This window comes from Bacillus sp. H1a, assembly GCF_000633475.1.
GTDB classification, from domain to species: Bacteria; Bacillota; Bacilli; order Bacillales; family Bacillaceae_G; genus Bacillus_A; species Bacillus_A paramycoides.
Genome location: NZ_AYMH01000003.1, coordinates 106,020 through 127,923, shown reverse-complemented (window position 1 = coordinate 127,923; position 21,904 = coordinate 106,020). Strand labels below are relative to the sequence as shown.

Here is a 21,904-nt window from a genome sequence, read left to right as displayed (position 1 = left end):
TCTATATTGATTAGAACTGAAAATAATAAGAGGGGTGTCGTAATGAAATGAAACTATATACAAAAACAGGAGATCAAGGGAAAACAAGTGTAATAGGTGGTCGAGTGGATAAAGATCATATACGTGTAGAAGCCTATGGCACAATTGATGAGGCGAATTCTCATATCGGATATGCGATGACTAAGTTGCAAGAAGAACGCTTTCGTGACATTTATAATGAACTTGAAAATATTCAACATGAACTATTTGATTGTGGAGGAGATTTAGCGGTAGTTGAGCAAAAAATTCCTTATAAAGTAACGGTAGAAATGGTCGAGTATTTAGAAAGAAGGATTGATTCGTATATAGAAGAAGCACCGACGTTAGAGCGTTTTATTTTACCAGGCGGTAGCGAGGCGTCGGCCACTATCCATATTGCACGTACAGTTATAAGAAGGGCGGAACGCTGCATCGTGTCATTGCAAAAAGAAGGAGAAATAAATGAAATTGTCCTTAAGTATGTAAATAGGTTATCTGACTATTTCTTTGCGATTGCTAGAGTAATAAATGCTCGTTTACAAGTGAAAGATGTGGAATATAACCGCAGTGCAATTGTTTTTCGTGATAAAGAAGAAAAGGAAGTGGAGTAATTCACTTTCTTTTTTTGTATACTTTTTTCTGTAATATACCACAATAGAGAAGGTATGATGGTTATTAGAAAACGGAGGATGTATATGAAAGCGTTAAAATGTAGCGTGATGCTATTGAGTATATTATTTTTATCTCAATTACATGTTTACGCTGAAGAAAATCAGTGGATATGGCCTGTTGAAGGGCGGATAAGTGATTATTTTGGGACAAGGCATGGGAAGCACTATGGTATTGATATAGCTGCGCCTATTGGAACACCTGTTGCGGCTATTCAAAATGGTAAGGTGACGAGGTCTTATTTTTCAAGTAGTTATGGGAATGTTGTGTTTATTAAACATGGAGAATACGAGGCTGTTTATGCGCATTTAAATAAGAGATATGTAGTTCAAGGGGATAATATTTCAAAAGGAGAGCTAATTGGAGAGGTCGGTAATACAGGAGAATCGCGAGGCGCGCATTTACATTTAGAAGTGCATCAAGGAAGATGGACGATGGAGAAAAGGAATGCGATGAATCCGTTGCTTGTTTTAAATGAACAAAAAAATCAAGTCGTGTCATCATCATTATATGTCGTACAAAAAGGTGATACTTTAGTCAGCATTGCTCGGAAATTTAGTATGACAGTTGATGAAATTAAAGTGAGAAATGGATTGCAACAAGAGCGAATCTATCCGAATCAACAATTATACGTTGATTAAAAAAGAGCTAGTCAAACTAGCTCTTTTTTTACCAAAAAATAAAGACACATATAAATCCAGAAATAGCTAAGTAGCTATATAAGTAAAAGACTTTTGTTCTTGTTTTTTCTTTTGTCCGAAACAGTACAATAGTTGGTTCGATTAAACCGATTGTAAGACAAAGTAAGCCAAGAAGCATAAAGCCAATTGAAATAGAATACAGGGCGATTTGTGGTGCTTGAAATGGAATCATCCATTTTAATAAAAATGCAATAAGTGCAGTGTAACAAATGCTGCCGATGTATTTATTCAATGGTGTATTAGAACGGAAACCAGGAAGTTTTTTGAAAAAAGAACGGGAAACAACTTCTGTTTGTAAAGATGTATGTTCCTCAATTATTTTTTGAGCTTCTTTTCCTTTTTGGAAAAGGGATAAAATCCAATTTCGCTCACCTTGGAAAATAAATTGAGAAGTTGTCAAATAGTGATCAACTTTCACTTTATTCCAACTTTTCCATGGATGACGCTCACACAATTTTAATTTACTTTCTGTTTTTTTATCATACTGATAAATACTTATGCCATCTTGATCAAAAGTAGCGTAGTATGTCTCACTTGAGAATGTGCCTAAATCAATTGGACAGTAGAAAAGCAATTCCTTTTTTAAGTAAAAGTATTCTTTTCTTAAGTTTTTTTTCATTGCTTCTCGAATAGAGTGTCTTTTCTCTTTCTTCATGACATTTCCTCCATAATTCAGAAAATGTTCTTATCTTAACAATTCAACATCTTATCACTTTTAACTATATATGACTAGGGGATTCATAAGAGAAATACCGAATTATAAAAAATATGGGTTGTATTGTAAAATATTTTTTAGTCCATCACATATACTTAAAGTAGGAAACTTATTTATAATAAGTTACACTTTTTTAGTTCACAATACGATCATGTTGTTGTATAATGAAGGAGAAAATAGAATATCGGTCTATCTTCGGGGCAGGGTGAAAATCCCGACCGGCGGTGATGAACAGTTAATGATGTCGTTCTAAGCCCGCGAGCCGTTAAGGCAGGATTTGGTGTGATTCCAAAGCCGACAGTATAGTCTGGATGGGAGAAGATGGAGGTTCAAGCGTTCAAAAAAGATAAGTATTTGAGCGTCTGTTTGATGTGCCTTGAAATTCTCCCTTTGTGTAAATCACAAGGGGTTTTTTCGTTCTATGAAAAAATAGGCATAGCAGAACCTTTCCACTTTCCATGAGAAGATCGATGGAAAAGGAGAGAGAAAGATGAAACAAAAAAACAGTGTAGTGCAGATGGTGAGTGTGGCGATGCTAAGTAGTATTGCATATTTACTGATGATGTTGGACTTCCCATTCCCAGGGCTTCCGCCATTTTTAAAAATTGATTTTAGTGATGTACCAGCTTTAATTGCAGCGATTATTTTTGGTCCGATTGCAGGAGTAATTGTAGAAGCTATTAAAAATGTTTTATACTATGGAATTCAAGGGAGTTTAACGGGAGTGCCAGTTGGAGAAATAGCGAACTTTATAGCGGGATGTTTATTTATAGGTCCGGCAGCATTCTTATTCCGAAAGTATCGTTCAGTAAAAAGTTTAACTACAGGATTAATGTTAGGAACAATTACTATGACGGTTATTATGAGTGTGTTAAACTACTTCATTATTTTACCAGCGTACACTTGGTTTTTAAATTCACCAGCTATGTCTAGTGATGTTATGCGGCAAACTATTATAACGGCTATATTACCGTTTAATATAATTAAAGGAATTGTTGTGACGATTGTATTTGTAGCGTTATTTTCACGCCTGAAAGTATGGGTATTTGCAAAGATGAAAAACGCTTGAAAATATTAAACCATCGGCAGTATTACTGCTGATGGTTTTTTGTTAAGGGAAATGAAAGAGTGAACAAAAAAACCCCCTCATATTTAGGAGGGGGTTTTTTTGAAGTTAATAAACGACTATTCGAATTTTAAAGCGTCGCCATCAAATGATTCGTCAGCAACTTTAATTGAGTCAGTTGGACAACCTTCGAATGCATCCATCATATCTTCAACTAATACATCTGGAATTTCAACGATACCTTGGTTATCATCTAATGTTACAAATGCAATACCTTCATCATCATAGTCATAAATGTCTGGTGCAGCAGCTCCGCAAGCACCGCATGCAATACAAGTATCTTTATCAACGATTGTATATTTTGCCATCTTTTTTCCCTCCTGATAATATGTATGTGAAAAGTTCGCCATAAAAATTATAACTTTATTGTAAAACGGTTTTTAAAACTTTTCAACATAAAATTATAATGATAATGCTTATCAATTAGAGTGTCAACTTATTTTTGAATTATTTCATAAGATTTCCAAAATACTTAAATGTTACTACGTTTGATACAATAGAATATATACAAGTATAGAGCGCGAATATGATAAGTTTAATTAGTAACAGTAAACGTGTAATCATACTGAAAAAGAAATTAAGTTATATTGAAGGGTGGAAGCGGTAATGCAGCTACAATATACTTTATTATATTGTTTAAAACAATTGAATGGTGAAAGAACCGTTTCTTCTATTTATTATTTATTAAAAGGAAAGCGATCTTCGCAAACATTACAAGATGGTAATATGTTCCGAATTTCTTTTTTGTTTGGGATATATAAATCATTAGATAGAGCTGATTATGATCGAGAAGTTTCAAAGTTGTTACAAGCGGAGTTGGTTCAAGCTATACATGAAAATACATACGTGTTAACGACTACTGGTAAAATACAATTAAACAAATGGGAAGATGTATTTGCTTTTCCGACGTATTTACATGGTTTACACTATGGTGAATTAGGTGCAACGTTTTGGAAGAGATTATCATTAATTGTCCAAACTATTTCGAATTTACAACAGGCGAATACGAAATTTATTCCAATTCAACAAGATACAGAAATAATGATGTGGGTGAAACGTTTTCTCACTGGAATTCCATATGTGAGGAGTGAATTGGCTCAAAGATTGTGGAAGGAAATACATGGTCTTTTAGAAAAAAGTAATCCAGTAGAGGCGACAATTGTAACATATCGTTTAACTGGCTATGAACGTATTGGTTGTACTGTACAACAATTAGCGGAAATTACGAAACAAGATGTATTTCGAGTGCATTTTTTATTTTGGGGTACAATTCACTTCTTTATTCAAGAAGTTCGCAATAAAGAAAATGAGTTTCCATTATTAGCTGAAATTATATCTTATCCAAATGAGAGAGCTGATTTGTTTAGCTTGTCGACGAAAAGAACATACAATCTTTGGAGACAAGGGCGTTCTTTAGAAGAAATAGCAACAATTAGGAATTTGAAGGTTGCAACAATAGAAGATCATTTTGTAGAAATTGCTTTACGAGAAAAAGAATTTTCTATTGAGATGTTTATGGAAAAAGACAAAATAGAAAAAGTAACAAAAGTAATTGAAGCATTACAAACACGTAAATTGCGTGTGTTGAAGCAAGCGGTTGGGGAGGAAATCTCTTATTTTGAAGTCCGTCTTGTATTGGCACGGATGGAGGGTATAAATGAAGCTTGAGGAATATTTATATAAGTGGTTTGGATATTCTGAATTTCGTCCGGGACAAAAGGAAGTTATTACGGACCTATTGGAAGGAAAAGATGTTATAGCAATGCTTCCGACTGGAAGGGGGAAGTCCATGTGCTATCAACTTCCGGGGCTTATGCAAGAGGGAACGGTGCTTGTTGTATCACCATTATTATCTTTAATGGAAGACCAAGTTATGCAATTAAAGCATGTTGTGAAAAATCGAGTTATTGCATTTAATAGTTTTCGGACGTTAAGTGAAAAAAGAGAGGCTATGAAAAAGCTAGCTTTTTATAAATTTATTTTTGTATCACCAGAGATGTTGCAGTCGGAATTGTTAATAAGAGAATTGAAGGGAATTCATATTTCATTGTTTGTCGTAGATGAGGCTCATTGTATTTCACAATGGGGCTATGATTTTCGGACGGATTATAAAAAGTTAGATCAAGTAATTGAGAGTATCGGATCTCCAGCGGTACTAGCATTAACGGCGACCGCGACAAAGGATGTCCTACGAGATATAGCGGAGAGTTTAAGTCTAAAAAATGTCGCTGAGCATGTATACTCAATTGATCGTCCAAATATTGCGATGGAAGTACAATTTGTGGAGACGATAGAAGAAAAAAAAGAGGCGCTTTTTGAGCATGTAATGTACTTACAAGGACCGGGTATTGTTTATTGTTCAAGTAGGGCATGGACAGAGCGTTTAACTGAGTATTTAAGAGGAAAAGGGGTTACAGGTGTAGCTTTTTATCATGGTGGTATGGAACACGAAGAGCGTATGTTAATTCAACAACAGTTTATGAATGATCAATTGCAGCTTGTAATATGTACAAGTGCTTTTGGGATGGGAGTAAATAAGTCGAATACGAGATATATTATTCATTTTCATTATCCGACAAATGTAGCTTCCTATTTACAAGAAATCGGAAGAGCTGGAAGAGATGGCGAACCGAGTATAGCCATTTTATTATGTAGCCCAATGGATCATGATTTGCCAATTTCAATCATTGAAGATGAATTGCCAAGTAAGTCGCAAATACAATTTTTATTTTCGTTACTACAAGAAAGAATGTTTCAAATGAAAGCATTACCAATAGAAGATGTAGAAGGAATTTGTTATGATGCAGCAGGATTTAGTGAACAATATTGGCGTTTCATCCGCTATCATCTTGAACATCTTGGAATCATACAACAGCGAAATCTTATGCTAGAGAGCTTGTCAGATGAAATAATGTACAGATTAATAGCGGAAGTGGAAGTGAGATTGCGTAATAAATATAGTCAGCTAGAAAATATGAAGTCATGGATACAAGTTCAAGGGTGTAGACGTGAATATTTATTACAACAATTCGGTTATAGAAAAGACCAAGAGTTAAAAAACTGTTGTGATTACTGTGGTATTACAAAAACGGATTATAAAAAAAGACGAGCGCAACAATCAATTTTCGACTATAATTGGGAAACAGAGTTACAAAAGCTTTTCGGCCTAGAAAAGATGGAGGAATGATGAACATTCAAAGGCATAATGTTGAAGATATGAGTCCGAGGGAAATAAGGCTGAATCTCTACATAACACAATTAATTATTATTGGTATCGGTTGTTTACTAGCATATATATTATTTCAAGATAAGAAAGAAGTTTATAGTTTGTGGAAATGGGAACCTGTTTCCATACTTGTAATAGGTGGTTTGTTAGCGATTGGTATTGTGTTATTAGATTATATTGCAATGAGAGTGTTTCCAGAGTCTTGGTTTGATGACGGTGGCATTAACGATAGAATGTTTCAAGGGATTTCTGTCATGCATTTACTCGTCATTACGTTTATTATTGGTTTTGCTGAAGAATTTTTATTTAGAGGTGTAATGCAGACTCATTTTGGAATTGTAATAGCGAGTTTAATTTTTGCTGTGTTACATATTCGATATATAACGAAGCCTTTTTTGTTCTGTTTTGTCTGCTTTATTAGTTTTGTTTTTGGTTATGTATTTGAGTGGACAGGAAATTTGTTTATAACAATCTTTGCACACTTTCTTGTTGATTTTATAATGGGGCTTCAATTAAGAAAATAAATGGAAGGTGGTGGTGAACAACATGAGAAAACGAATTCCTGATTTTGAAGAGGAATTAGAAGTTGAGCGAGTGGAAGAAGATGAAGGTTTACCGCCGCGTAGTGAAATTCGTAGAAATAAAGAAAAAAAACCAAAATTTAAAATGAATCATATTTTCGTCCGAGTGTTAACATTTCTATTCATATTGTTACCTATTGGTATTCTATGGTATACAGATAAATATATACAGGTGAAAAGTGATAGTAATAATGCTGGAAAAAGTGCGTTTGAAGTAATTTTCTTTGATTCAGCTAAGACTGAATCTCAGAAGCAGTCTGAGAAAGTAGCAACTCATACTGTGAAAGAGGGAGAAACGTTAGAAAGTATAGCGAAGCAATATTTTTCAGATGAAACTGGGATTGAAGTGATTAAAAAATATAATAATTTACAAGAAGATAAAGTGAAAGTAGGGCAAGAATTAAAAATTCCTATTAAAGATAAGTCCACGAAACAAGAGAGCTAGTAAAATAAGTGATTCATAGCTGGATATAAAAATTATGGACTATACTTTACGAGGAGGGGGAGTAAAAAAATATATGTCATGGATTATATTATTAGGTACTCTCATATGCGTTGGTTTTGTATGTCTTCTTGGAATGTATAAAGAAGCGATGCGTAATACGGTGTTGGAACATACTCTAGTATTCGAAGAATTTCCGGCAAGTTTTCAAAAAGTTAATGTTTTTTTTATTTCGGATATTCATAGAAGGATCATTTCTAACTCGCTAATTGAACAAGTAAAAGGAAAAGTAGATTTCGTAATTATTGGCGGCGATTTAGCGGAAAAGGGCGTACCTTTATCGCAAATCTCTTTAAATATTCAAAAACTAAGAGAAGTAGCTCCTGTATATTTTGTGTGGGGAAATAATGATTATGAAATTGAATATCACGAATTAGATGCTTTATTGTTAGAAAATAACGTGAAGGTTTTAGATAATACACGAGTTGTATTTGAATCTGAATCAGGTGAGAAGATTTGCTTACTCGGTGTAGATGACGTTGGATTAGAACGGGATCGTTTAGATTTAGCGTTGGCAGATTGCAAAGAAGAGGGTTTGCGCATTTTAATTAGTCACAACCCTGATATAATAAAAAAAATGTCTGGGAAAGAACGAATTTCGCTCGTGCTAAGTGGGCATACACATGGAGGACAGATTCGATTGTTCCCGTCTAAAAAGCATTTAAAGGGGGGCGTATATAAGCATTCAAATACGACTCTCTTTGTTAGTAATGGGTATGGAACAACTTTGTTCCCTCTTCGTTTTCGGGCACCTTCCCAAACACATATCATTACGCTATGCAGGGGGAAATAATGCCAACTTTAAATGGAAAATATAATATAAAAGCTGTTTCAAATATACTCGGAATTCAGCCGAGTACACTTCGTGCATGGGAAAGACGCTATCATATTATTGCTCCAAAGCGGAATCATGCGGGGCATCGTCTATATACAGAAGAGCATATCAAAATTTTGAAATGGTTAATGGACAAAGTTTCTGAGGGTATGATGATTGGACAAGCAGTTCAGTTATTAGAAGGGAATCGGTTGCAGAATAACGTTCAAAAAGAAAATCTTTACGATAAAGAAGTTGTTTTAGTGGACGATATACTACAAGCTTTGTTAAAATTTGATGAAATTACAACTTCTGCATTATTAAACGAAGCTTTTAGTATATATTCAGCAGAAAAAGTCATTACAAGCATCATCCTTCAAGTGACAAACAAATTGTTAGTTTTAAAAAATAATAATGAGATTACAATGTCACAATTCAAATATGTAGTATCATTCTTGCAAACACGTCTAGGTATGGTTTATCATAATGCGTCACTGCAGCCTTCCGCACACAAAGTTTTCGTTTTAGAAAATAATATATTAAAAGGATTTATTTTCGCGACGTATTTACGTTTAAAAGGATATCAAGCGATGTATATTGGGACAAGTTTAGATGAAGAAGGTATTATACTAGCCATTGAACAATTACGACCTAAATATTTGTTTATATCTTTTGATGATGAACGAGAACTTGAGAAGGCAGTGAGATTCATTGATTTGTTGCAGGAAAAAAATAAAAACCTCTCTGTTGGTTTTATAGGGAGAAAAGGTGTTCAAGGTCAATTAAATCTTCAAAATGTCCTAATTGGCAACACAAAAGAAGAATGGGATGGATGGTTAAAATTATCAGAATAGTTGTTCGGAAAGAACCATCTATTTTCTATTTCATATAATAAAAATTAGATTCAATGGTTACGTAGGGAGGGTATGAGATGAGGCTGGAACGTTTAAATTACAATAAGATAAAAATTTTCCTAACATTTGATGATTTATCTGAACGAGGATTAACGAAAGAAGATTTGTGGAGAAACGCACCGAAAGTACAGCAGCTATTCCGTGATATGATGCAAGAAGCGAATAAAGAATTAGGATTTGAAGCGGATGGTCCGATTGCTGTTGAAGTATTTTCTCTACAAGCGCAAGGGATGGTTGTAATTGTAACAAAAGAAAATCACGAAATGGACACAGAAGATGAGTTCCGTGACGAGTTTATTGAAATGCAAGTGACTCTTGATGAAAGTGAGCATATACTTTACGAGTTTGCGACATTGGATGATGTAATCAATTTGTCAAATCGCTTATATAACCTTGGTGTAACTGGTGGAAAGTTGTATACGTGGGATGGGCGGTTTTATCTTTGGATAGAAGAAGAAGAGCAATTTCAATTACTGAAGGCGGATTTTATAGCTATTTTAGCGGAATACGGTAATTCATCTACAGCAACCATTTACCGCATCATGGAATATGGTAAGGAGTTAATGGATTCTCAAGCAGTTGAACAAATATACAATTACTTTGTGAAAAAACAAAACCTCAGCTAATGTAAAGTAGCTTGAGGTTTTATTTTTATCCTGAAAAGGATAGGGAAATCTAAAGTTTTGAAAACTGAGGGGACAAGAAGAATAGCTGATCTATTTGCAAATACTTAATTAATTTTTCTTGGTTAAATATTTATTTTATCGCACTATATTTTGATGAAATTAAAAAATATTTAAATATTTAAGTATTTTACTTCTCTAAAAGCAATAAAAGGACTATAATAATAGTGAAAACGCTTGCAATATAAAATAGTTTGTATATTTTTGTTAGCGTTTTCTATTGCATTCCAAATTTAACGGTGTATACTAGGCAATGAAGGTTTACTAAACAAGTGAAATTACAGGGGGTTTACTTACTATGGTAGCCGAAAAGGGAACTCAAACGAAAACACAACAACAAAGGGAACAACATTTTGAATTGTTGAATTCAACACAAATTGTTATTAATGAAGCATTAGAAAAATTGGGTTATCCAAACGAAGTATATGAATTATTGAAAGAACCAGTTCGTATGATGACGGTGAAGATTCCAGTTCGTATGGATGACGGGACTGTTAAAATATTTACAGGATATCGTGCACAACATAATGATGCTGTTGGTCCAACGAAAGGTGGAATTCGCTTCCATCCAAACGTAACAGAAAATGAAGTGAAAGCACTTTCAATCTGGATGAGTTTAAAATGTGGTATTGTTGATTTACCATATGGTGGAGGTAAAGGTGGAATTATCTGTGACCCACGTGAAATGTCATTCCGTGAGTTAGAAAGATTAAGCCGTGGTTATGTACGAGCAATTAGCCAAATCGTTGGTCCAACAAAAGATATTCCAGCTCCAGACGTATTTACAAACTCACAAATTATGGCATGGATGATGGATGAGTATAGCCGAATTGATGAATTTAATTCACCAGGATTTATTACAGGTAAACCACTTGTATTAGGTGGATCACACGGACGCGAAACAGCGACAGCGAAAGGTGTAACAATTTGTATTCGTGAAGCTGCGAAAAAACGTGACATTGATATTAAAGGTGCACGCGTTGTTGTTCAAGGATTCGGTAATGCGGGTAGCTTCTTAGCTAAATTTATGCATGATGCAGGCGCGAAAGTAATTGCAATTTCAGATGCTTACGGTGCACTACATGATCCGAACGGATTAGATATTGACTACTTGTTAGATCGTCGCGATAGCTTCGGTACCGTAACAAAACTATTTAATAATACAATTTCAAACAAAGAACTGTTAGAACTTGATTGCGACATTTTAGTGCCAGCTGCAATTGAGAACCAAATTACAGAAGAAAATGCTGATAAGATTAAAGCGAAAATTGTAGTTGAAGCTGCAAATGGTCCAACTACATTAGAAGCAACAAAAATCTTAACAGATCGTGGTATTTTACTTGTTCCAGACGTATTAGCAAGTGCTGGTGGCGTTACAGTATCTTACTTTGAGTGGGTACAAAATAACCAAGGTTACTACTGGACTGAGGAAGAAGTAGAACAACGTTTAGAAAAAGTAATGGTAAGATCATTTGATTCAATTTATGAAACATCACAAGTTCGTAAAGTTAACATGCGCTTAGCTGCGTACATGGTTGGTGTTCGTAAAATGGCTGAGGCTAGTCGCTTCAGAGGTTGGGTATAATATATAATGTTTTGAGAAAACGTGATTTCCTTTCGAGGGAATCGCGTTTTTTGTTGAAGTTACTAGTTAGAGGTGTTGAATAGGAACAATGAAATAATGGATTAAGTAGGTTAATTAGAAGAAAGAGTAAAACAATTAGAAAGGGAGCTAGGAAGAACTAAAAATGCTCAGAGAACTAGTGTCATTCGGATTATTGGAGAGGGTCTATTACATTTTGTTTTTGGAGTGGTTGTTGTAGGGCAGATTATCGCTGTAGTATTTGGAATTATTACGTAGATTGGTGAAAAATAGAATGAAAAATAAAAAAGAACACTTGTTCCTAGCGAACAAACGTGCTATACTTTCCTTAGATAAACAAAACGGAAATGATTTTAAGGAGAGATAAATGATGAAAATGACAGTAGACCAAAGATTTATGATGCCAGCGGATGTTGTAGAACGAGTGGAAGTTTTACGAAATAAACATAGTAAGCGTGGTACATTATTACAATCAGTAAATAAGTTTTTCGGTTTAGATACGAAAGAAGATTGTGTTTGGTTTTACGGTTTTTATGGAGTAGCTGTAAGTATTTTATTATTTATGGTGTTCACATCAAATATTTTCGATTTTCTCTTCGCGTAAGAAATATGCTATATGGACATTGTCACCGAATACATATATAAGGAAGAAAGGTAATTTTTTAGAGCGGAGTTGATAGCGATGGCGATGTTCCCTATAGAGCGCAACTATATTGGATACGGAACTTCACGGCCAGGAATTCCTCTTTCAAAGGTAAGATTTATTGTTAGTCATGATACCGGGAATCCTGGTAGCAATGCGATAGGGAATCGGGATTACTTTAATGAAATACAACCGAAAGCTTCAGCGCATACATTTATAGATGACAAAACAATATTAGAAATTATTCCGATAAATGAAGTGGCATATCATGTTAGGTATAATGCACCGACTGATAATGATTTGTATGGTTATGATGCGAATAAGGTTGCTATTGGAGTTGAACTTTGTTATGGGGGAGAGATTAACTTTTGGGAAGCGTATAACCGTTTTACATGGTATCACGCTTATTTATGTCAAAATTTCGGTTTGAATCCGAAAAAAGATATTGTGTCACATAAAACACTTGATCCTACTCGGAAAATTGATCCTGAAAATGTATTAGGGCAACAAGGAATAAAATTTCAGCAGTTTTTAGCAGATGTCTATCGGATGTACGTTTCGTTTAGATGACAAATATAAGAAAAATGAATACAATAAAGATAGGTGCCTACTGCTGTAAGTAGGTTTTTTCTTGTTTATATAAATAGAGTAGAGGCAGAAGACTAGGAGTGAACCGAGTATGCAAAAAGAAACAGCTATTATTATTGGAGGCGGCCCATGTGGATTAGCAGCGGCAATTTCGCTACAAAAGGTAGGGATAAATCCGTTAGTAATTGAAAAAGGAAACATTGTAAATGCAATTTATAATTATCCAACCCATCAAACATTTTTCTCTTCTAGTGAAAAATTAGAAATTGGTGAAGTTGCTTTCATTACAGAGAACCGTAAACCAGTTCGTAATCAAGCACTTGCATATTATCGTGAAGTAGTAAAACGTAAGTCGGTGCGTGTAAATGCATTTGAACGCGTAGAACAAGTCCAAAAAGATGGTGATGTTTTTAAAGTTGAAACGACGAAGCGTGATGGAAGTAAAAAAATATATGTGGCGAAGTACATTGTTGTAGCGACTGGATATTATGACAATCCGAATTATATGAATGTACCTGGCGAGCAGCTAGAAAAAGTAGCTCATTATTTCAAAGAAGGACATCCTTATTTTGATCGAGATGTCGTTGTAATAGGTGGTAAAAATTCAAGTGTAGATGCGGCGTTAGAACTTGTTAAATCGGGTGCACGTGTAACGGTGTTATACCGTGGTGGGGAATACTCACCGAGTATTAAGCCATGGATTTTGCCGGAATTTGAGGCATTAGTACGAAATGGAACAATTCAAATGCATTTTCATGCGCATGTAAAAGAAATTACGGAACATACGTTAACATATACAGTAGAGGGTAAGGCGCATACAATTCAAAACGATTTTGTATTTGCTATGACTGGTTACCATCCGGATCACAGCTTCTTAACAAAAATGGGAGTTCGGATTGATGAAGAAACAGGGCGCCCGATTTATACAGAAGACAGTATGGAAACAAACGCTGAAAATGTTTTTATTGCAGGTGTAATTGCTGCGGGAAATAATGCAAATGAAATATTTATCGAAAACGGAAGATTCCATGGAGATGCGATTGCGCAAACCATTGCATCAAGACAATAAAAAGAAGCTGTCGAAAACCTCGACAGCTTCTTTTTATTCGTGCATAAACATGTTTTGGATTGTTTCGTGAGAATTTGTATTCTCTAGTGCGACTAGTAATTTAATTCGTGCTTTTTGAGCGTTTAAGCCATATGTGAAAACAATGCCCATATCTTTTAATTGTTTTCCGCCACCTTCATAAGAGTATACGTCTTGAACGATACCGTTGAAGCAACGAGAAACTAATACAACCGGAATTCCTTTGTCTATTAATCGTCCTAGACTAGGGAGTGTTCTTGGAGGTAAATTACCTTGTCCGAGCGCTTCGATAACAATTCCGTCTACTGGTAGTGATTCGATTGCTGATAATAATGTATCATCCATACCTGCGTATGCTTTTAGAACGACAACGTTTTTAGAGATTTGTCGTATTGTATATGTTTCGTGATGCACTAAAGCATGATGGAAAACAACACCACGTTTCGTTACCATACCGATGGGTCCGTATTGCGGGCTTTGGAATGTCGCAACATTACTTGTATGTGTTTTTGTTACATTTGTTGCGCAATGTATTTCATCATTTAATACAACTAAAACGCCCTTTTCAGCAGCTTCATTACTACTAGCAACTTTTACAGCGGATAAGAAGTTGTATAGACCATCAGCACCTAATTCGTTACTAGAACGCATTGCCCCTGTCACAACGATTGGAATAGTTGCTTGCACTGTTAAATCAAGAAAATAAGCTGTCTCTTCTAATGTATCCGTACCATGCGTAATGACTACGCCATGAATATCGTCTTGTTTTGCTCTTTCGTCAATGATGACTTGTAATTGTAGCATTTCGCTAGGAGTCATATGAGGAGATGGAAGATGGAACACATCTTCAACAATTAAATCAACATCGCCTTCTAAATCAGGAATAAATTTTAAAAGAGGATTTTTTTCGCCTGGTTGTACGACCCCAGTTTCTTTATCTTCCTCCATTGCAATTGTTCCACCTGTGTGTAAAACTAGGATTCTTTTCAATGCTTATGCCCCTTTCAAGTTGAAAAATACATTTAGAACATAACATGTTTTGAGTAAATTCGACAATGAAAATGTATAAAAGTACGCTTAGAAAATGACAATAAACTTAATTACTTCATGTGCGTTGCGCGAAGTGGCTATTAGGTGGAGTTTTGTTTATATAAATTTATGAAATCAGATGCGTGAGTATAGAGGGAAAAGGAGTGAGTGTTTTGAAAAAAGTGGAGAAAATATTTATTCGTATATTGCTAATTCAATTTATTTGTCTTTCTGTTATACAGCTACTCTTTATACATAAATCTTCAGTGAAATATTTATCAAAAATTGTTTATTACGAAGGTGTCGTCACGAAAAATAAGGCGGAAATCTTAAAGGTGAATAAGTAGTTTTCATTTTCTTCTATGATGGATTATGCTACAATAATTGAGGATTTAATGACGTGAAGCAAACGAGAAGAAGCAGGGAGCGAATACCTGCTTTTCGTTTTGTATTATAAGTAAAAAATGAGGTGTTACAATGGATAAGCGAATTTCGATTGCTATAGATGGTCCAGCGGCTGCTGGAAAGAGTACAGTTGCAAAAGTTGTTGCAAAAAAACTTTCATATGTTTACATTGATACAGGTGCAATGTACCGTACTATTACATATGCAGCCCTTGAACAAAAAGTGGATATTGAAAATGAAGAAAAGTTAATGGAAGTTGTAAAAAATGTGAATATTGAATTTCAGCAAGGAGAAAATACGCAACTTGTATTTTTAAATGGACAAGATGTTTCTGAGGTTATTCGTACGCCTGATGTGACGAATCGAGTATCTATAGTGGCAAAACATCGTCTTGTTCGTGAAGAAATGGTACGTCGCCAACAAGAATTAGCTAAAAAAGGCGGTGTAGTAATGGATGGCCGTGACATTGGTACACATGTACTACCAGATGCTGAAGTGAAAATCTTTATGCTTGCTTCTGTAGAAGAAAGAGCGGAAAGAAGACATTTAGAAAATATGAATAAAGGTTTCGATTCTAATTTAGAGCAGTTAAAAGAAGAAATTGCTCAGCGCGATAAATTAGATTCAGAGCGTGAAGTTTCTCCTCTAAAAAAAGCCGATGATGCATTGGAGTTAGATACAACTTCTTTATCAATTGAAGAAGTTGTTCAAAAAATTATGGGGATTGTTTCAGGGGTGTTTGCAAAATAAAGAAAGAGGATAATCCTCTTTCTTTTTTGTTTGTTTAGAATTGTAAAGGATAAGTGAATTATGAGTCGCTTGTCTTGACAAATGAGTCGATTTATAAGAAGTTAGTTAGAGAGGAATAAAACTGTCAGAATATATTCGCTATTATATTTCAAAACATACTTTATTCAAGACGATTTTGCTGTATACTATTTATATAGGTTTAATAGATTTTCTTGTAAAATGTATTGAAAATGAGTATGTGATGATAAATTCTTATAACATGCAAATGAAAACATTAGTTTTCATTTCGTATATACATAAAAATGCTTTGTCAATTCTGTAGGGAGGTATTTCCATGGTAGAAAAAATGAATGAAGAAGTTATGAATTCAAAAGAATTACAAGTTGGTGACGTTGTTACAGGTTCTGTAACGAAAGTTGAAGAGAAACAAGTTCTTGTAAATATTGGATACAAAACAGATGGTGTGATTCCAATTAGTGAATTAGCTAACGTTCATATTGAAAAAGCAAGCGATGTTGTAGAATTAGATCAAACTCTTGAATTAAAAATTATTAAATTAGAAGATGATGATCTTGTATTATCTAAGAGAGCTGTTGATGCAGAAAAAGCTTGGGTAGAATTACAAGAGAAATTTACTTCAGGTCATGTATTTGATGTTACTGTAAAGGATATCGTGAATGGTGGTTTAGTTGTGGATCTTGGTGTTCGTGGCTTTATTCCAGCTTCACTTGTAGAAGTGCATTATGTAGAAGATTTTACTGAATATAAAGGGAAAGCGTTAGCGGTGAAAATTGTTGAATTAGACCGTGAAAAAAATCGTGTTATCCTTTCGCATAAAGCGGTAGTAGAACAAGAACTAGATTCTAAGAAAAAAGAAGCGATTTCTTCGTTGAAAGAAGGAGATATCGTAGAGGGAACAGTACAACGATTAACTGATTTTGGTGCATTCGTAAATGTAGGCGGTGTGGACGGTTTAGTTCACATTTCACAAATTTCACACGAACGTGTGGAACAACCTTCTGAAGTATTAGAGCAAGGTCAAAAGGTAAAGGTGAAAGTGTTATCTGTTGATGCAGATACACAGCGTATTTCTTTATCAATTAAGGCGGCTCAGCCAGGACCTTGGGGAAATGTTGCTAGTGAAATAAAAGCTGGAGATATTCGCGAGGGAGTGGTAAAACGTCTTGTTACATTCGGTGCATTCGTTGAAATTTTACCTGGCGTTGAAGGTCTAGTGCATGTATCTCAAATTGCAAATCGTCATGTGAAAAATCCAAATGAAGTACTAGAAATGGGACAGGAAGTAACGGTTAAAGTACTTGAAGTACACGTGGCAGAAAAACGTATTTCTTTAAGCATAAAAGAAGCGCTTGAAGAAAATAATGTAGTAGAAGATTATAGCCAATACGAGCCGAATTCTGATTCTGCAACGTTCCAATTAAGTGATATTATCGGTGAACAACTGAAAAAATTAAAGAAATAAAGAGGGGTACAAGTGGTAAGGGCAAAACGTAAATTAGATCATATTGAATACGCTCTTTCCACTGGACAGTCTCGTACACATGGCTTTCATGACATTGAGTTTGTGCATCAAAGTTTGCCAAACTCAACTGTTGATAGTGTAACATGTGAAACAAAAATCGGCGAACTTTCACTAAGTTCGCCGATTTTTATCAATGCGATGACTGGTGGTGGTGGAGAGCAAACGTTACATATTAATGAGCAATTAGCATATGTAGCGAAACATCACAAACTTGCTATGGCTGTAGGTTCGCAAATGGCAGCGTTAAAAGATGAAAGTGAGGCGGCCTCTTATAAGATCATTAGAAGGGTAAACCCAAATGGTATTTTCTTTGCTAATTTGGGTAGTGAGGCAACTGTTGAACAGGCAGAGCGTGCCGTTGATATGATTGAAGCAAACGCACTGCAAATTCATTTAAATGTTATACAAGAGTTAACGATGCCTGAAGGAGACCGTGATTTTACGGGGGTACTTCAGCGAATTGAGCAAATTGTTCTAAAGAGTAAAGTTCCTGTCATTGTCAAAGAAGTAGGTTTTGGGATGAGTAAGGAAACGGTGCAACAGTTAGCAAATATAGGTGTTACAGCGGTTGATATCGGCGGACAAGGTGGTACGAACTTTGCTGCTGTTGAAAACGAAAGAAGACAGCGAATGCTTTCTTATTTTAATAACTGGGGCATACAAACAGCTACCTCGATCATTGAAGTAACCTCTACAAATAATAACCTCTCTCTTATTGCATCTGGGGGCATACAAACAGCGTTTGACGTGGCAAAGGCAATCGCATTAGGGGCGAATACGACGGCGTTTGCTGGATACTTTTTACGTATTTTAATACAAGATGGTGTCGAGAAGTTAATTGATGAAATCGATCTATTGCATACGGATTTGAAATTTATCATGACGGCTCTTGGTGCGAAGACGATAGAAGAGTTACAATCTGTACCTCTTGTTGTAAAAGGTGAAACGTATCATTGGTTAATGCAGCGTGGTATTGATACTGCGCATTATAGCAGGAGATAAAAAAACAACCGTCCGGTTGTTTTTTTTATGAAGTAGGGAGATCTTATTCTATAAATGAAAAAAAGAGAGAAATTATATTATGATTAAAGTATATGTAAATATTGTTTAGAGAAGCTGCAATTGAAAAAAAGGGGTTATACAAATGAAGAAATGTAGAAAATGTGCTGCTGAATTATTGGAGGGTGCTTAATTTTGTCATGTTTCTCCCCACAAACATGACAAAATTAAGAAAGTATTGCTCTCTATTATAAGTGTCATTACTATCGGAACAATGAGCGTGGGTGGCTATTTGTACTATAATGGTCATTCTGATAAGCAAGTTACAGCCGATGAAAAAAGAGATGTAAAGCAAAAAAATGAAGAGGTCAAAAATGAAAATATTGCTCTTTCTGATAACGAGGTAAAGAAAGATTTAATCGCGTATGCTGGTCTTATTGAAAGTGGTGCAAATGAAAAGGAAAGTGTTGCTGAGGGATTAAAAGGGTATTTTGTAGATGCAGATCACGATGAAGCATATAATAGTGAAGATGTTAATATCCATGCACGGAATATAAGAGAAAATACAGCGATTTCTGGATATAATCAAAAAGTTGAAATTTCATTAACTTCAAATGTAAGAGAAGGGGGTTCTAGTTCAACAACAGAACAATCGACAATTAAAACGGCGAATATTGTAATCGCAGTCGGGAATAAATTGTATAGGAATCCAATGGTGAATGCGGGAAGTGGAATGGAAGCACTAATTTTCCAAGGGAATTAGGAGGAGACAAAAATAACCCATCGGAAGATTCGTATGTAATTTATTATTTTAATATACCAAATGAAGTGAGTTTAAGTGATGCTGAAGTAGTATTACTTTCTGATCGAGGAAATACCATTGCAAGTAGGAAAATCAAGGAAGGAAAAGAAGATATTGTAGGCGTGAAAAAAGAGGTTGAGCGAAAGGTAAATGAAATAGGGGAGACGGATTAGGTACGTGTAGAAGTGAAGAGTAAAGATCCTTCTCTTCATACGTATTATGTTATTACATATTCTAAAAAACCAACAGGTATAGTTACGATTGGTGCCTCGTTAAGTAATCGAGTTTAAAATGCGAAAACGAAAGAATTATATTATGAATGGAAATTAATAAAATAATTGTGTAAAAAGACGGTTTCGTACAATATCGAAACCGTCTTTTTGTATTGTCTATTTGAGGTTATCCCGTTATTTGAGGGCAGTAGGCCCCACCTCAAAATTCGGCGAATGCGAGGAAGTTAGGTGGGAGTCGAACTGCCCGTAAAAGCCCGATTGGTGAAGGCTAATAATTAGTGGAGGCGTACAAAAAATCCACTGATTAAAGCTTCACTAAATTTAATGCTGATTCTGCTTTCGAGCTTGCTCCGGTGTGTCAAGACTTGTTGCACCAGGATATTGTAGTGATTGGTTGCGATCAGATTCAACGCGGCGTGATTCTCTTAGTTTTCGTTCTTGGCGATCTTTACCCATTGTATGTAACACCTCCTTATTCTAAGTGTTGCTGTTATAAGAAAAACTATGCAAAAAGAAGAGAGGGATTAAGTTTTATAAAAAGTTCCCATAATGGAAAACATAGGAGGTGTAACGATGGATGGGAGTTCTTTTTATTTTGTGGCTTGGATAGGCTGGATTGTCGTGACGTTTTTTATGAAAAAGGAATCTATTCGCTGGAAGTTAAGTGCTGCTATATTGCTGTTTATTATTTGTTCTCCATTAAATGTGACGATTGCTTCTTTCACGGTATCAGTAAATGCTCTTTTACTTTGTTTTATTTCTTTTGTAGGAATCACGCAATATTCTATTTGGAAAAAATTATATACCTTACTTTCGGCACTTATTATTGCAATGTTATATACAAGTTTTCATTTGTTAGAAGTATATGATCCGATTTGGATCGTGGTTGATAGGTTGTTTTTGTTAAGTAGTGCTCTTGTGTATGCATCGGTTTTATTACATGGGGATCGTATATTACGATTATGCTCCTTATATATAGGGATGTTACAAGGGGAATTGCTAGTGACACTTATTTTTCGGAAACTAAATTTCCCCTATGATTACGGTAGTTTAGCATTTTTTGATATCGTCGCCGTTTCTACATTATTTATGGCAATTTTATTTTGGATTGCAAAAGCATCAGTATACATGGAACAGTTTAAGCGGAAAACACGTAAAAGAAAGACGAGGGTAATACATGACTGAATATACACCAGCCATTTTATGTGGCGTAATTGCAGGGACAGTAACTAGGGTGTTAATGCTTCGCACAGATACGAGGCAATATCCGACGAGGCTTCACGGAAAAATTATTCATATTGCGATGGGTTTAATTGCAGCGGCTTTAGGAGCGATTGCTATCCCGTCTATTTTGAAAAAAGATTTTTCTGCAATTACATTTCTTACATTAGCAGCGACGCAATTTCGTGATGTGCGCAACATGGAAAGAAATACACTTCAACAATTAGATGGATATGAGCTCGTACCGCGTGGCAATACATACATTGAAGGAATTGCATTAGTATTTGAAAGTCGTAACTATTTGGCGATGTTAACGTCGTTTGTGACAACGTTTGCGTATATAGGATTCCATTCATGGATTGCCGGGATAATAACTGGTATAATAGCATTTTTTATCTCGAAAATACTAATGTCTGGTAAAAGGCTCCATGATCTTGTAGAGATTGAGCATGTTCCACTCCATTTTGAAGGGGCGGGACTTTATATTGATAATATTTATATTATGAATATTGGATTGCCAGCAAGGCAAGAAGAAATTATGAAATATGGAATGGGCTTTATTTTAAAGCCGAAATCGATCGATGCGATGGTTACAATCGCGAATTTAGGACAACGTCAAGCTATTTTACATGATGTTTCTGTTGCTTTAGGGGTATATAAAGATTCTGGTACACCGGCACTTGTGCCGTTAGCGAAGCGTGATTTAGAGGATGGGAGAGTCGGGATTTTTGTTCTTCCGCAAGATCAAGATGCAGAGAAAGCGATAGGGGTAATTGGAAATGTCCCAACATTAGAGAGTGCTGTTCATATGTCATCGGAAGCTCCGAAGGGAAGGGGAGATAAGAGATGATGTTAGAAAGTGTTATTCTCGCAGTTATTACAACAACGCCGGAAAAATTTGCAGGTGGTGCCCCTTTATTTGTTTGTGAGTCGACAGAGGAACTAGAATTTGTTGCAAATAATTTAGAAGCCATTTTAGATGGTATTGCGCATCGCTTACAAGAGAATGTATATATTATTGTGAAACATTAGCAACGTGTGGTATAATGTGA

At 35.3% G+C, this 21,904-nt stretch carries 25 protein-coding genes, 2 pseudogenes and 1 riboswitch; of the genes and pseudogenes, 23 read left to right on the top strand and 4 right to left on the bottom strand.

The features are described from left to right. The first annotated feature begins 47 nt into the window (after positions 1–47). Positions 48–629, top strand: coding sequence for a cob(I)yrinic acid a,c-diamide adenosyltransferase (locus tag U860_RS0102340; RefSeq protein ID WP_025147254.1), 582 nt, complete (start codon positions 48–50; stop codon positions 627–629). A gap of 84 nt (positions 630–713) precedes the next feature. Beyond that, a complete protein-coding gene (locus tag U860_RS0102335; protein WP_025147253.1) occupies positions 714–1,328 on the top strand; it encodes a peptidoglycan DD-metalloendopeptidase family protein in 615 nt (204 codons plus the stop codon). A gap of 28 nt (positions 1,329–1,356) precedes the next feature. On the opposite strand, the gene U860_RS0102330 is transcribed toward U860_RS0102335, so the two are convergent. Further along, positions 1,357–2,043 (bottom strand): hypothetical protein, encoded by a 687-nt coding sequence (locus U860_RS0102330; protein WP_002171127.1) that lies wholly within the window; start codon positions 2,041–2,043, stop codon positions 1,357–1,359. A gap of 247 nt (positions 2,044–2,290) precedes the next feature. Continuing rightward, a riboswitch (FMN riboswitch) is annotated at positions 2,291–2,430 on the top strand. Between the two features lie 163 nt (positions 2,431–2,593). Between U860_RS0102330 and U860_RS0102325 the strand changes: the two genes are divergently transcribed. Beyond that, on the top strand, positions 2,594–3,172 hold the full coding sequence (locus U860_RS0102325; RefSeq protein WP_002171128.1) for an ECF transporter S component: 579 nt from the start codon (positions 2,594–2,596) through the stop codon (positions 3,170–3,172). Positions 3,173–3,288: 116 nt separating this feature from the next. Here U860_RS0102325 and U860_RS0102320 read toward each other — a convergent pair whose 3' ends face one another. After that, positions 3,289–3,537: a ferredoxin gene (locus U860_RS0102320; protein WP_002171129.1), complete on the bottom strand. Its 249-nt coding sequence runs from the start codon at positions 3,535–3,537 to the stop codon at positions 3,289–3,291. Between the two features lie 298 nt (positions 3,538–3,835). Between U860_RS0102320 and U860_RS0102315 the strand changes: the two genes are divergently transcribed. From U860_RS0102315 to U860_RS0102260, 12 genes and pseudogenes are all read left to right on the top strand, one after another. After that, entirely contained in the window at positions 3,836–4,897 is a 1,062-nt protein-coding gene (locus U860_RS0102315; RefSeq protein WP_025147252.1) for a helix-turn-helix domain-containing protein, read from the top strand. Then, complete coding sequence (locus U860_RS0102310) at positions 4,887–6,416, top strand: ATP-dependent DNA helicase RecQ (protein ID WP_025147251.1); 1,530 nt, start codon at positions 4,887–4,889, stop codon at positions 6,414–6,416. Before U860_RS0102315 ends, U860_RS0102310 begins: the two co-directional genes overlap by 11 nt. Continuing rightward, entirely contained in the window at positions 6,416–6,979 is a 564-nt protein-coding gene (locus U860_RS0102305; protein ID WP_002171132.1) for a CPBP family intramembrane glutamic endopeptidase, read from the top strand. The genes U860_RS0102310 and U860_RS0102305 overlap by 1 nt, the downstream gene beginning before the upstream one ends. A gap of 22 nt (positions 6,980–7,001) precedes the next feature. Beyond that, positions 7,002–7,481: a LysM peptidoglycan-binding domain-containing protein gene (locus tag U860_RS0102300; RefSeq protein WP_025147250.1), complete on the top strand. Its 480-nt coding sequence runs from the start codon at positions 7,002–7,004 to the stop codon at positions 7,479–7,481. Positions 7,482–7,554: 73 nt separating this feature from the next. Then, positions 7,555–8,331, top strand: coding sequence for a metallophosphoesterase (locus U860_RS0102295; RefSeq protein WP_025147249.1), 777 nt, complete (start codon positions 7,555–7,557; stop codon positions 8,329–8,331). Further along, a complete protein-coding gene (locus tag U860_RS0102290) occupies positions 8,331–9,206 on the top strand; it encodes a MerR family transcriptional regulator (protein ID WP_025147248.1) in 876 nt (291 codons plus the stop codon). The genes U860_RS0102295 and U860_RS0102290 overlap by 1 nt, the downstream gene beginning before the upstream one ends. Before the next feature lie 77 nt (positions 9,207–9,283). After that, a complete protein-coding gene (locus U860_RS0102285) occupies positions 9,284–9,892 on the top strand; it encodes a genetic competence negative regulator (protein ID WP_025147247.1) in 609 nt (202 codons plus the stop codon). A gap of 355 nt (positions 9,893–10,247) precedes the next feature. Further along, positions 10,248–11,534, top strand: a complete 1,287-nt coding sequence (gudB, locus tag U860_RS0102280) for an NAD-specific glutamate dehydrogenase (protein ID WP_002171137.1) — start codon at positions 10,248–10,250, stop codon at positions 11,532–11,534. 96 nt (positions 11,535–11,630) lie between these two features. Further along, a pseudogene (locus tag U860_RS36210) lies at positions 11,631–11,810 on the top strand (hypothetical protein). A 109-nt stretch (positions 11,811–11,919) separates the two neighbouring features. Next, entirely contained in the window at positions 11,920–12,156 is a 237-nt protein-coding gene (locus tag U860_RS0102270; protein ID WP_025147246.1) for a DUF3961 domain-containing protein, read from the top strand. A 78-nt stretch (positions 12,157–12,234) separates the two neighbouring features. After that, complete coding sequence (locus U860_RS0102265) at positions 12,235–12,765, top strand: N-acetylmuramoyl-L-alanine amidase (RefSeq protein ID WP_025147245.1); 531 nt, start codon at positions 12,235–12,237, stop codon at positions 12,763–12,765. Between the two features lie 109 nt (positions 12,766–12,874). Next, entirely contained in the window at positions 12,875–13,852 is a 978-nt protein-coding gene (locus tag U860_RS0102260; RefSeq protein ID WP_025147244.1) for a YpdA family putative bacillithiol disulfide reductase, read from the top strand. Between the two features lie 33 nt (positions 13,853–13,885). On the opposite strand, the gene ansA is transcribed toward U860_RS0102260, so the two are convergent. Continuing rightward, positions 13,886–14,860 carry an asparaginase gene (gene ansA, locus U860_RS0102255; protein ID WP_071721169.1) on the bottom strand — a complete coding sequence of 325 codons (975 nt, stop codon included), beginning with the start codon at positions 14,858–14,860 and terminating at the stop codon, positions 13,886–13,888. 212 nt (positions 14,861–15,072) lie between these two features. Here ansA and U860_RS31075 point away from each other — a divergent pair, with 212 nt between their 5' ends. The 5 genes and pseudogenes from U860_RS31075 to U860_RS31070 all read left to right on the top strand — a co-directional run. Further along, positions 15,073–15,246, top strand: a complete 174-nt coding sequence (locus tag U860_RS31075; protein ID WP_081806583.1) for a DUF5359 family protein — start codon at positions 15,073–15,075, stop codon at positions 15,244–15,246. A gap of 130 nt (positions 15,247–15,376) precedes the next feature. Then, complete coding sequence (cmk, locus tag U860_RS0102245) at positions 15,377–16,054, top strand: (d)CMP kinase (protein WP_002171142.1); 678 nt, start codon at positions 15,377–15,379, stop codon at positions 16,052–16,054. A gap of 334 nt (positions 16,055–16,388) precedes the next feature. Continuing rightward, a complete protein-coding gene (rpsA, locus tag U860_RS0102240) occupies positions 16,389–17,537 on the top strand; it encodes a 30S ribosomal protein S1 (RefSeq protein WP_025147242.1) in 1,149 nt (382 codons plus the stop codon). A 12-nt stretch (positions 17,538–17,549) separates the two neighbouring features. Beyond that, the gene (fni, locus tag U860_RS0102235) at positions 17,550–18,599 is read left to right on the top strand and encodes a type 2 isopentenyl-diphosphate Delta-isomerase (RefSeq protein ID WP_025147241.1); all 1,050 of its coding nucleotides are present in this window, start codon (positions 17,550–17,552) and stop codon (positions 18,597–18,599) included. A gap of 514 nt (positions 18,600–19,113) precedes the next feature. Beyond that, positions 19,114–19,688: pseudogene (locus U860_RS31070) on the top strand (hypothetical protein); the annotation flags it as partial. Between the two features lie 264 nt (positions 19,689–19,952). Here U860_RS31070 and U860_RS31065 read toward each other — a convergent pair. Beyond that, positions 19,953–20,087: a YpzI family protein gene (locus tag U860_RS31065; protein ID WP_033795355.1), complete on the bottom strand. Its 135-nt coding sequence runs from the start codon at positions 20,085–20,087 to the stop codon at positions 19,953–19,955. Positions 20,088–20,204: 117 nt separating this feature from the next. On the opposite strand from U860_RS31065, the gene U860_RS0102220 reads away from it, so the two are divergent. From U860_RS0102220 to U860_RS0102210, 3 genes are read left to right on the top strand one after another with little or no spacing between them, the layout of a single operon-like run. Then, on the top strand, positions 20,205–20,816 hold the full coding sequence (locus U860_RS0102220; protein WP_025147240.1) for a hypothetical protein: 612 nt from the start codon (positions 20,205–20,207) through the stop codon (positions 20,814–20,816). Further along, the gene (locus tag U860_RS0102215) at positions 20,809–21,702 is read left to right on the top strand and encodes a YIEGIA family protein (RefSeq protein WP_025147239.1); all 894 of its coding nucleotides are present in this window, start codon (positions 20,809–20,811) and stop codon (positions 21,700–21,702) included. The genes U860_RS0102220 and U860_RS0102215 overlap by 8 nt, the downstream gene beginning before the upstream one ends. Continuing rightward, complete coding sequence (locus U860_RS0102210) at positions 21,699–21,884, top strand: hypothetical protein (protein ID WP_000979059.1); 186 nt, start codon at positions 21,699–21,701, stop codon at positions 21,882–21,884. Before U860_RS0102215 ends, U860_RS0102210 begins: the two co-directional genes overlap by 4 nt. The last annotated feature ends 20 nt before the right edge of the window (positions 21,885–21,904 follow it).

Bases quoted from the DNA above. Each gene is read 5' to 3' on its own strand.
- U860_RS0102290 (WP_025147248.1), top strand. From the start codon at position 8,331: ATGCCAACTTTAAATGGAAAATATAATATAAAAGCTGTTTCAAATATA.
- U860_RS0102340 (WP_025147254.1), top strand. From the start codon at position 48: ATGAAACTATATACAAAAACAGGAGATCAAGGGAAAACAAGTGTAATA.
- U860_RS0102295 (WP_025147249.1), top strand. From the start codon at position 7,555: ATGTCATGGATTATATTATTAGGTACTCTCATATGCGTTGGTTTTGTA.
- cmk (WP_002171142.1), top strand. From the start codon at position 15,377: ATGGATAAGCGAATTTCGATTGCTATAGATGGTCCAGCGGCTGCTGGA.
- U860_RS0102210 (WP_000979059.1), top strand. From the start codon at position 21,699: ATGATGTTAGAAAGTGTTATTCTCGCAGTTATTACAACAACGCCGGAA.
- U860_RS0102335 (WP_025147253.1), top strand. From the start codon at position 714: ATGAAAGCGTTAAAATGTAGCGTGATGCTATTGAGTATATTATTTTTA.
- U860_RS0102305 (WP_002171132.1), top strand. From the start codon at position 6,416: ATGAACATTCAAAGGCATAATGTTGAAGATATGAGTCCGAGGGAAATA.
- U860_RS0102265 (WP_025147245.1), top strand. From the start codon at position 12,235: ATGGCGATGTTCCCTATAGAGCGCAACTATATTGGATACGGAACTTCA.
- U860_RS0102300 (WP_025147250.1), top strand. From the start codon at position 7,002: ATGAGAAAACGAATTCCTGATTTTGAAGAGGAATTAGAAGTTGAGCGA.
- gudB (WP_002171137.1), top strand. From the start codon at position 10,248: ATGGTAGCCGAAAAGGGAACTCAAACGAAAACACAACAACAAAGGGAA.
- U860_RS31065 (WP_033795355.1), bottom strand. From the start codon at position 20,087: ATGGGTAAAGATCGCCAAGAACGAAAACTAAGAGAATCACGCCGCGTT.
- U860_RS0102325 (WP_002171128.1), top strand. From the start codon at position 2,594: ATGAAACAAAAAAACAGTGTAGTGCAGATGGTGAGTGTGGCGATGCTA.
- U860_RS0102285 (WP_025147247.1), top strand. From the start codon at position 9,284: ATGAGGCTGGAACGTTTAAATTACAATAAGATAAAAATTTTCCTAACA.
- U860_RS0102330 (WP_002171127.1), bottom strand. From the start codon at position 2,043: ATGAAGAAAGAGAAAAGACACTCTATTCGAGAAGCAATGAAAAAAAAC.
- U860_RS0102320 (WP_002171129.1), bottom strand. From the start codon at position 3,537: ATGGCAAAATATACAATCGTTGATAAAGATACTTGTATTGCATGCGGT.
- U860_RS0102315 (WP_025147252.1), top strand. From the start codon at position 3,836: ATGCAGCTACAATATACTTTATTATATTGTTTAAAACAATTGAATGGT.
- U860_RS0102270 (WP_025147246.1), top strand. From the start codon at position 11,920: ATGATGAAAATGACAGTAGACCAAAGATTTATGATGCCAGCGGATGTT.
- U860_RS0102215 (WP_025147239.1), top strand. From the start codon at position 20,809: ATGACTGAATATACACCAGCCATTTTATGTGGCGTAATTGCAGGGACA.
- U860_RS0102310 (WP_025147251.1), top strand. From the start codon at position 4,887: ATGAAGCTTGAGGAATATTTATATAAGTGGTTTGGATATTCTGAATTT.
- U860_RS0102260 (WP_025147244.1), top strand. From the start codon at position 12,875: ATGCAAAAAGAAACAGCTATTATTATTGGAGGCGGCCCATGTGGATTA.
- U860_RS0102220 (WP_025147240.1), top strand. From the start codon at position 20,205: ATGGATGGGAGTTCTTTTTATTTTGTGGCTTGGATAGGCTGGATTGTC.
- rpsA (WP_025147242.1), top strand. From the start codon at position 16,389: ATGGTAGAAAAAATGAATGAAGAAGTTATGAATTCAAAAGAATTACAA.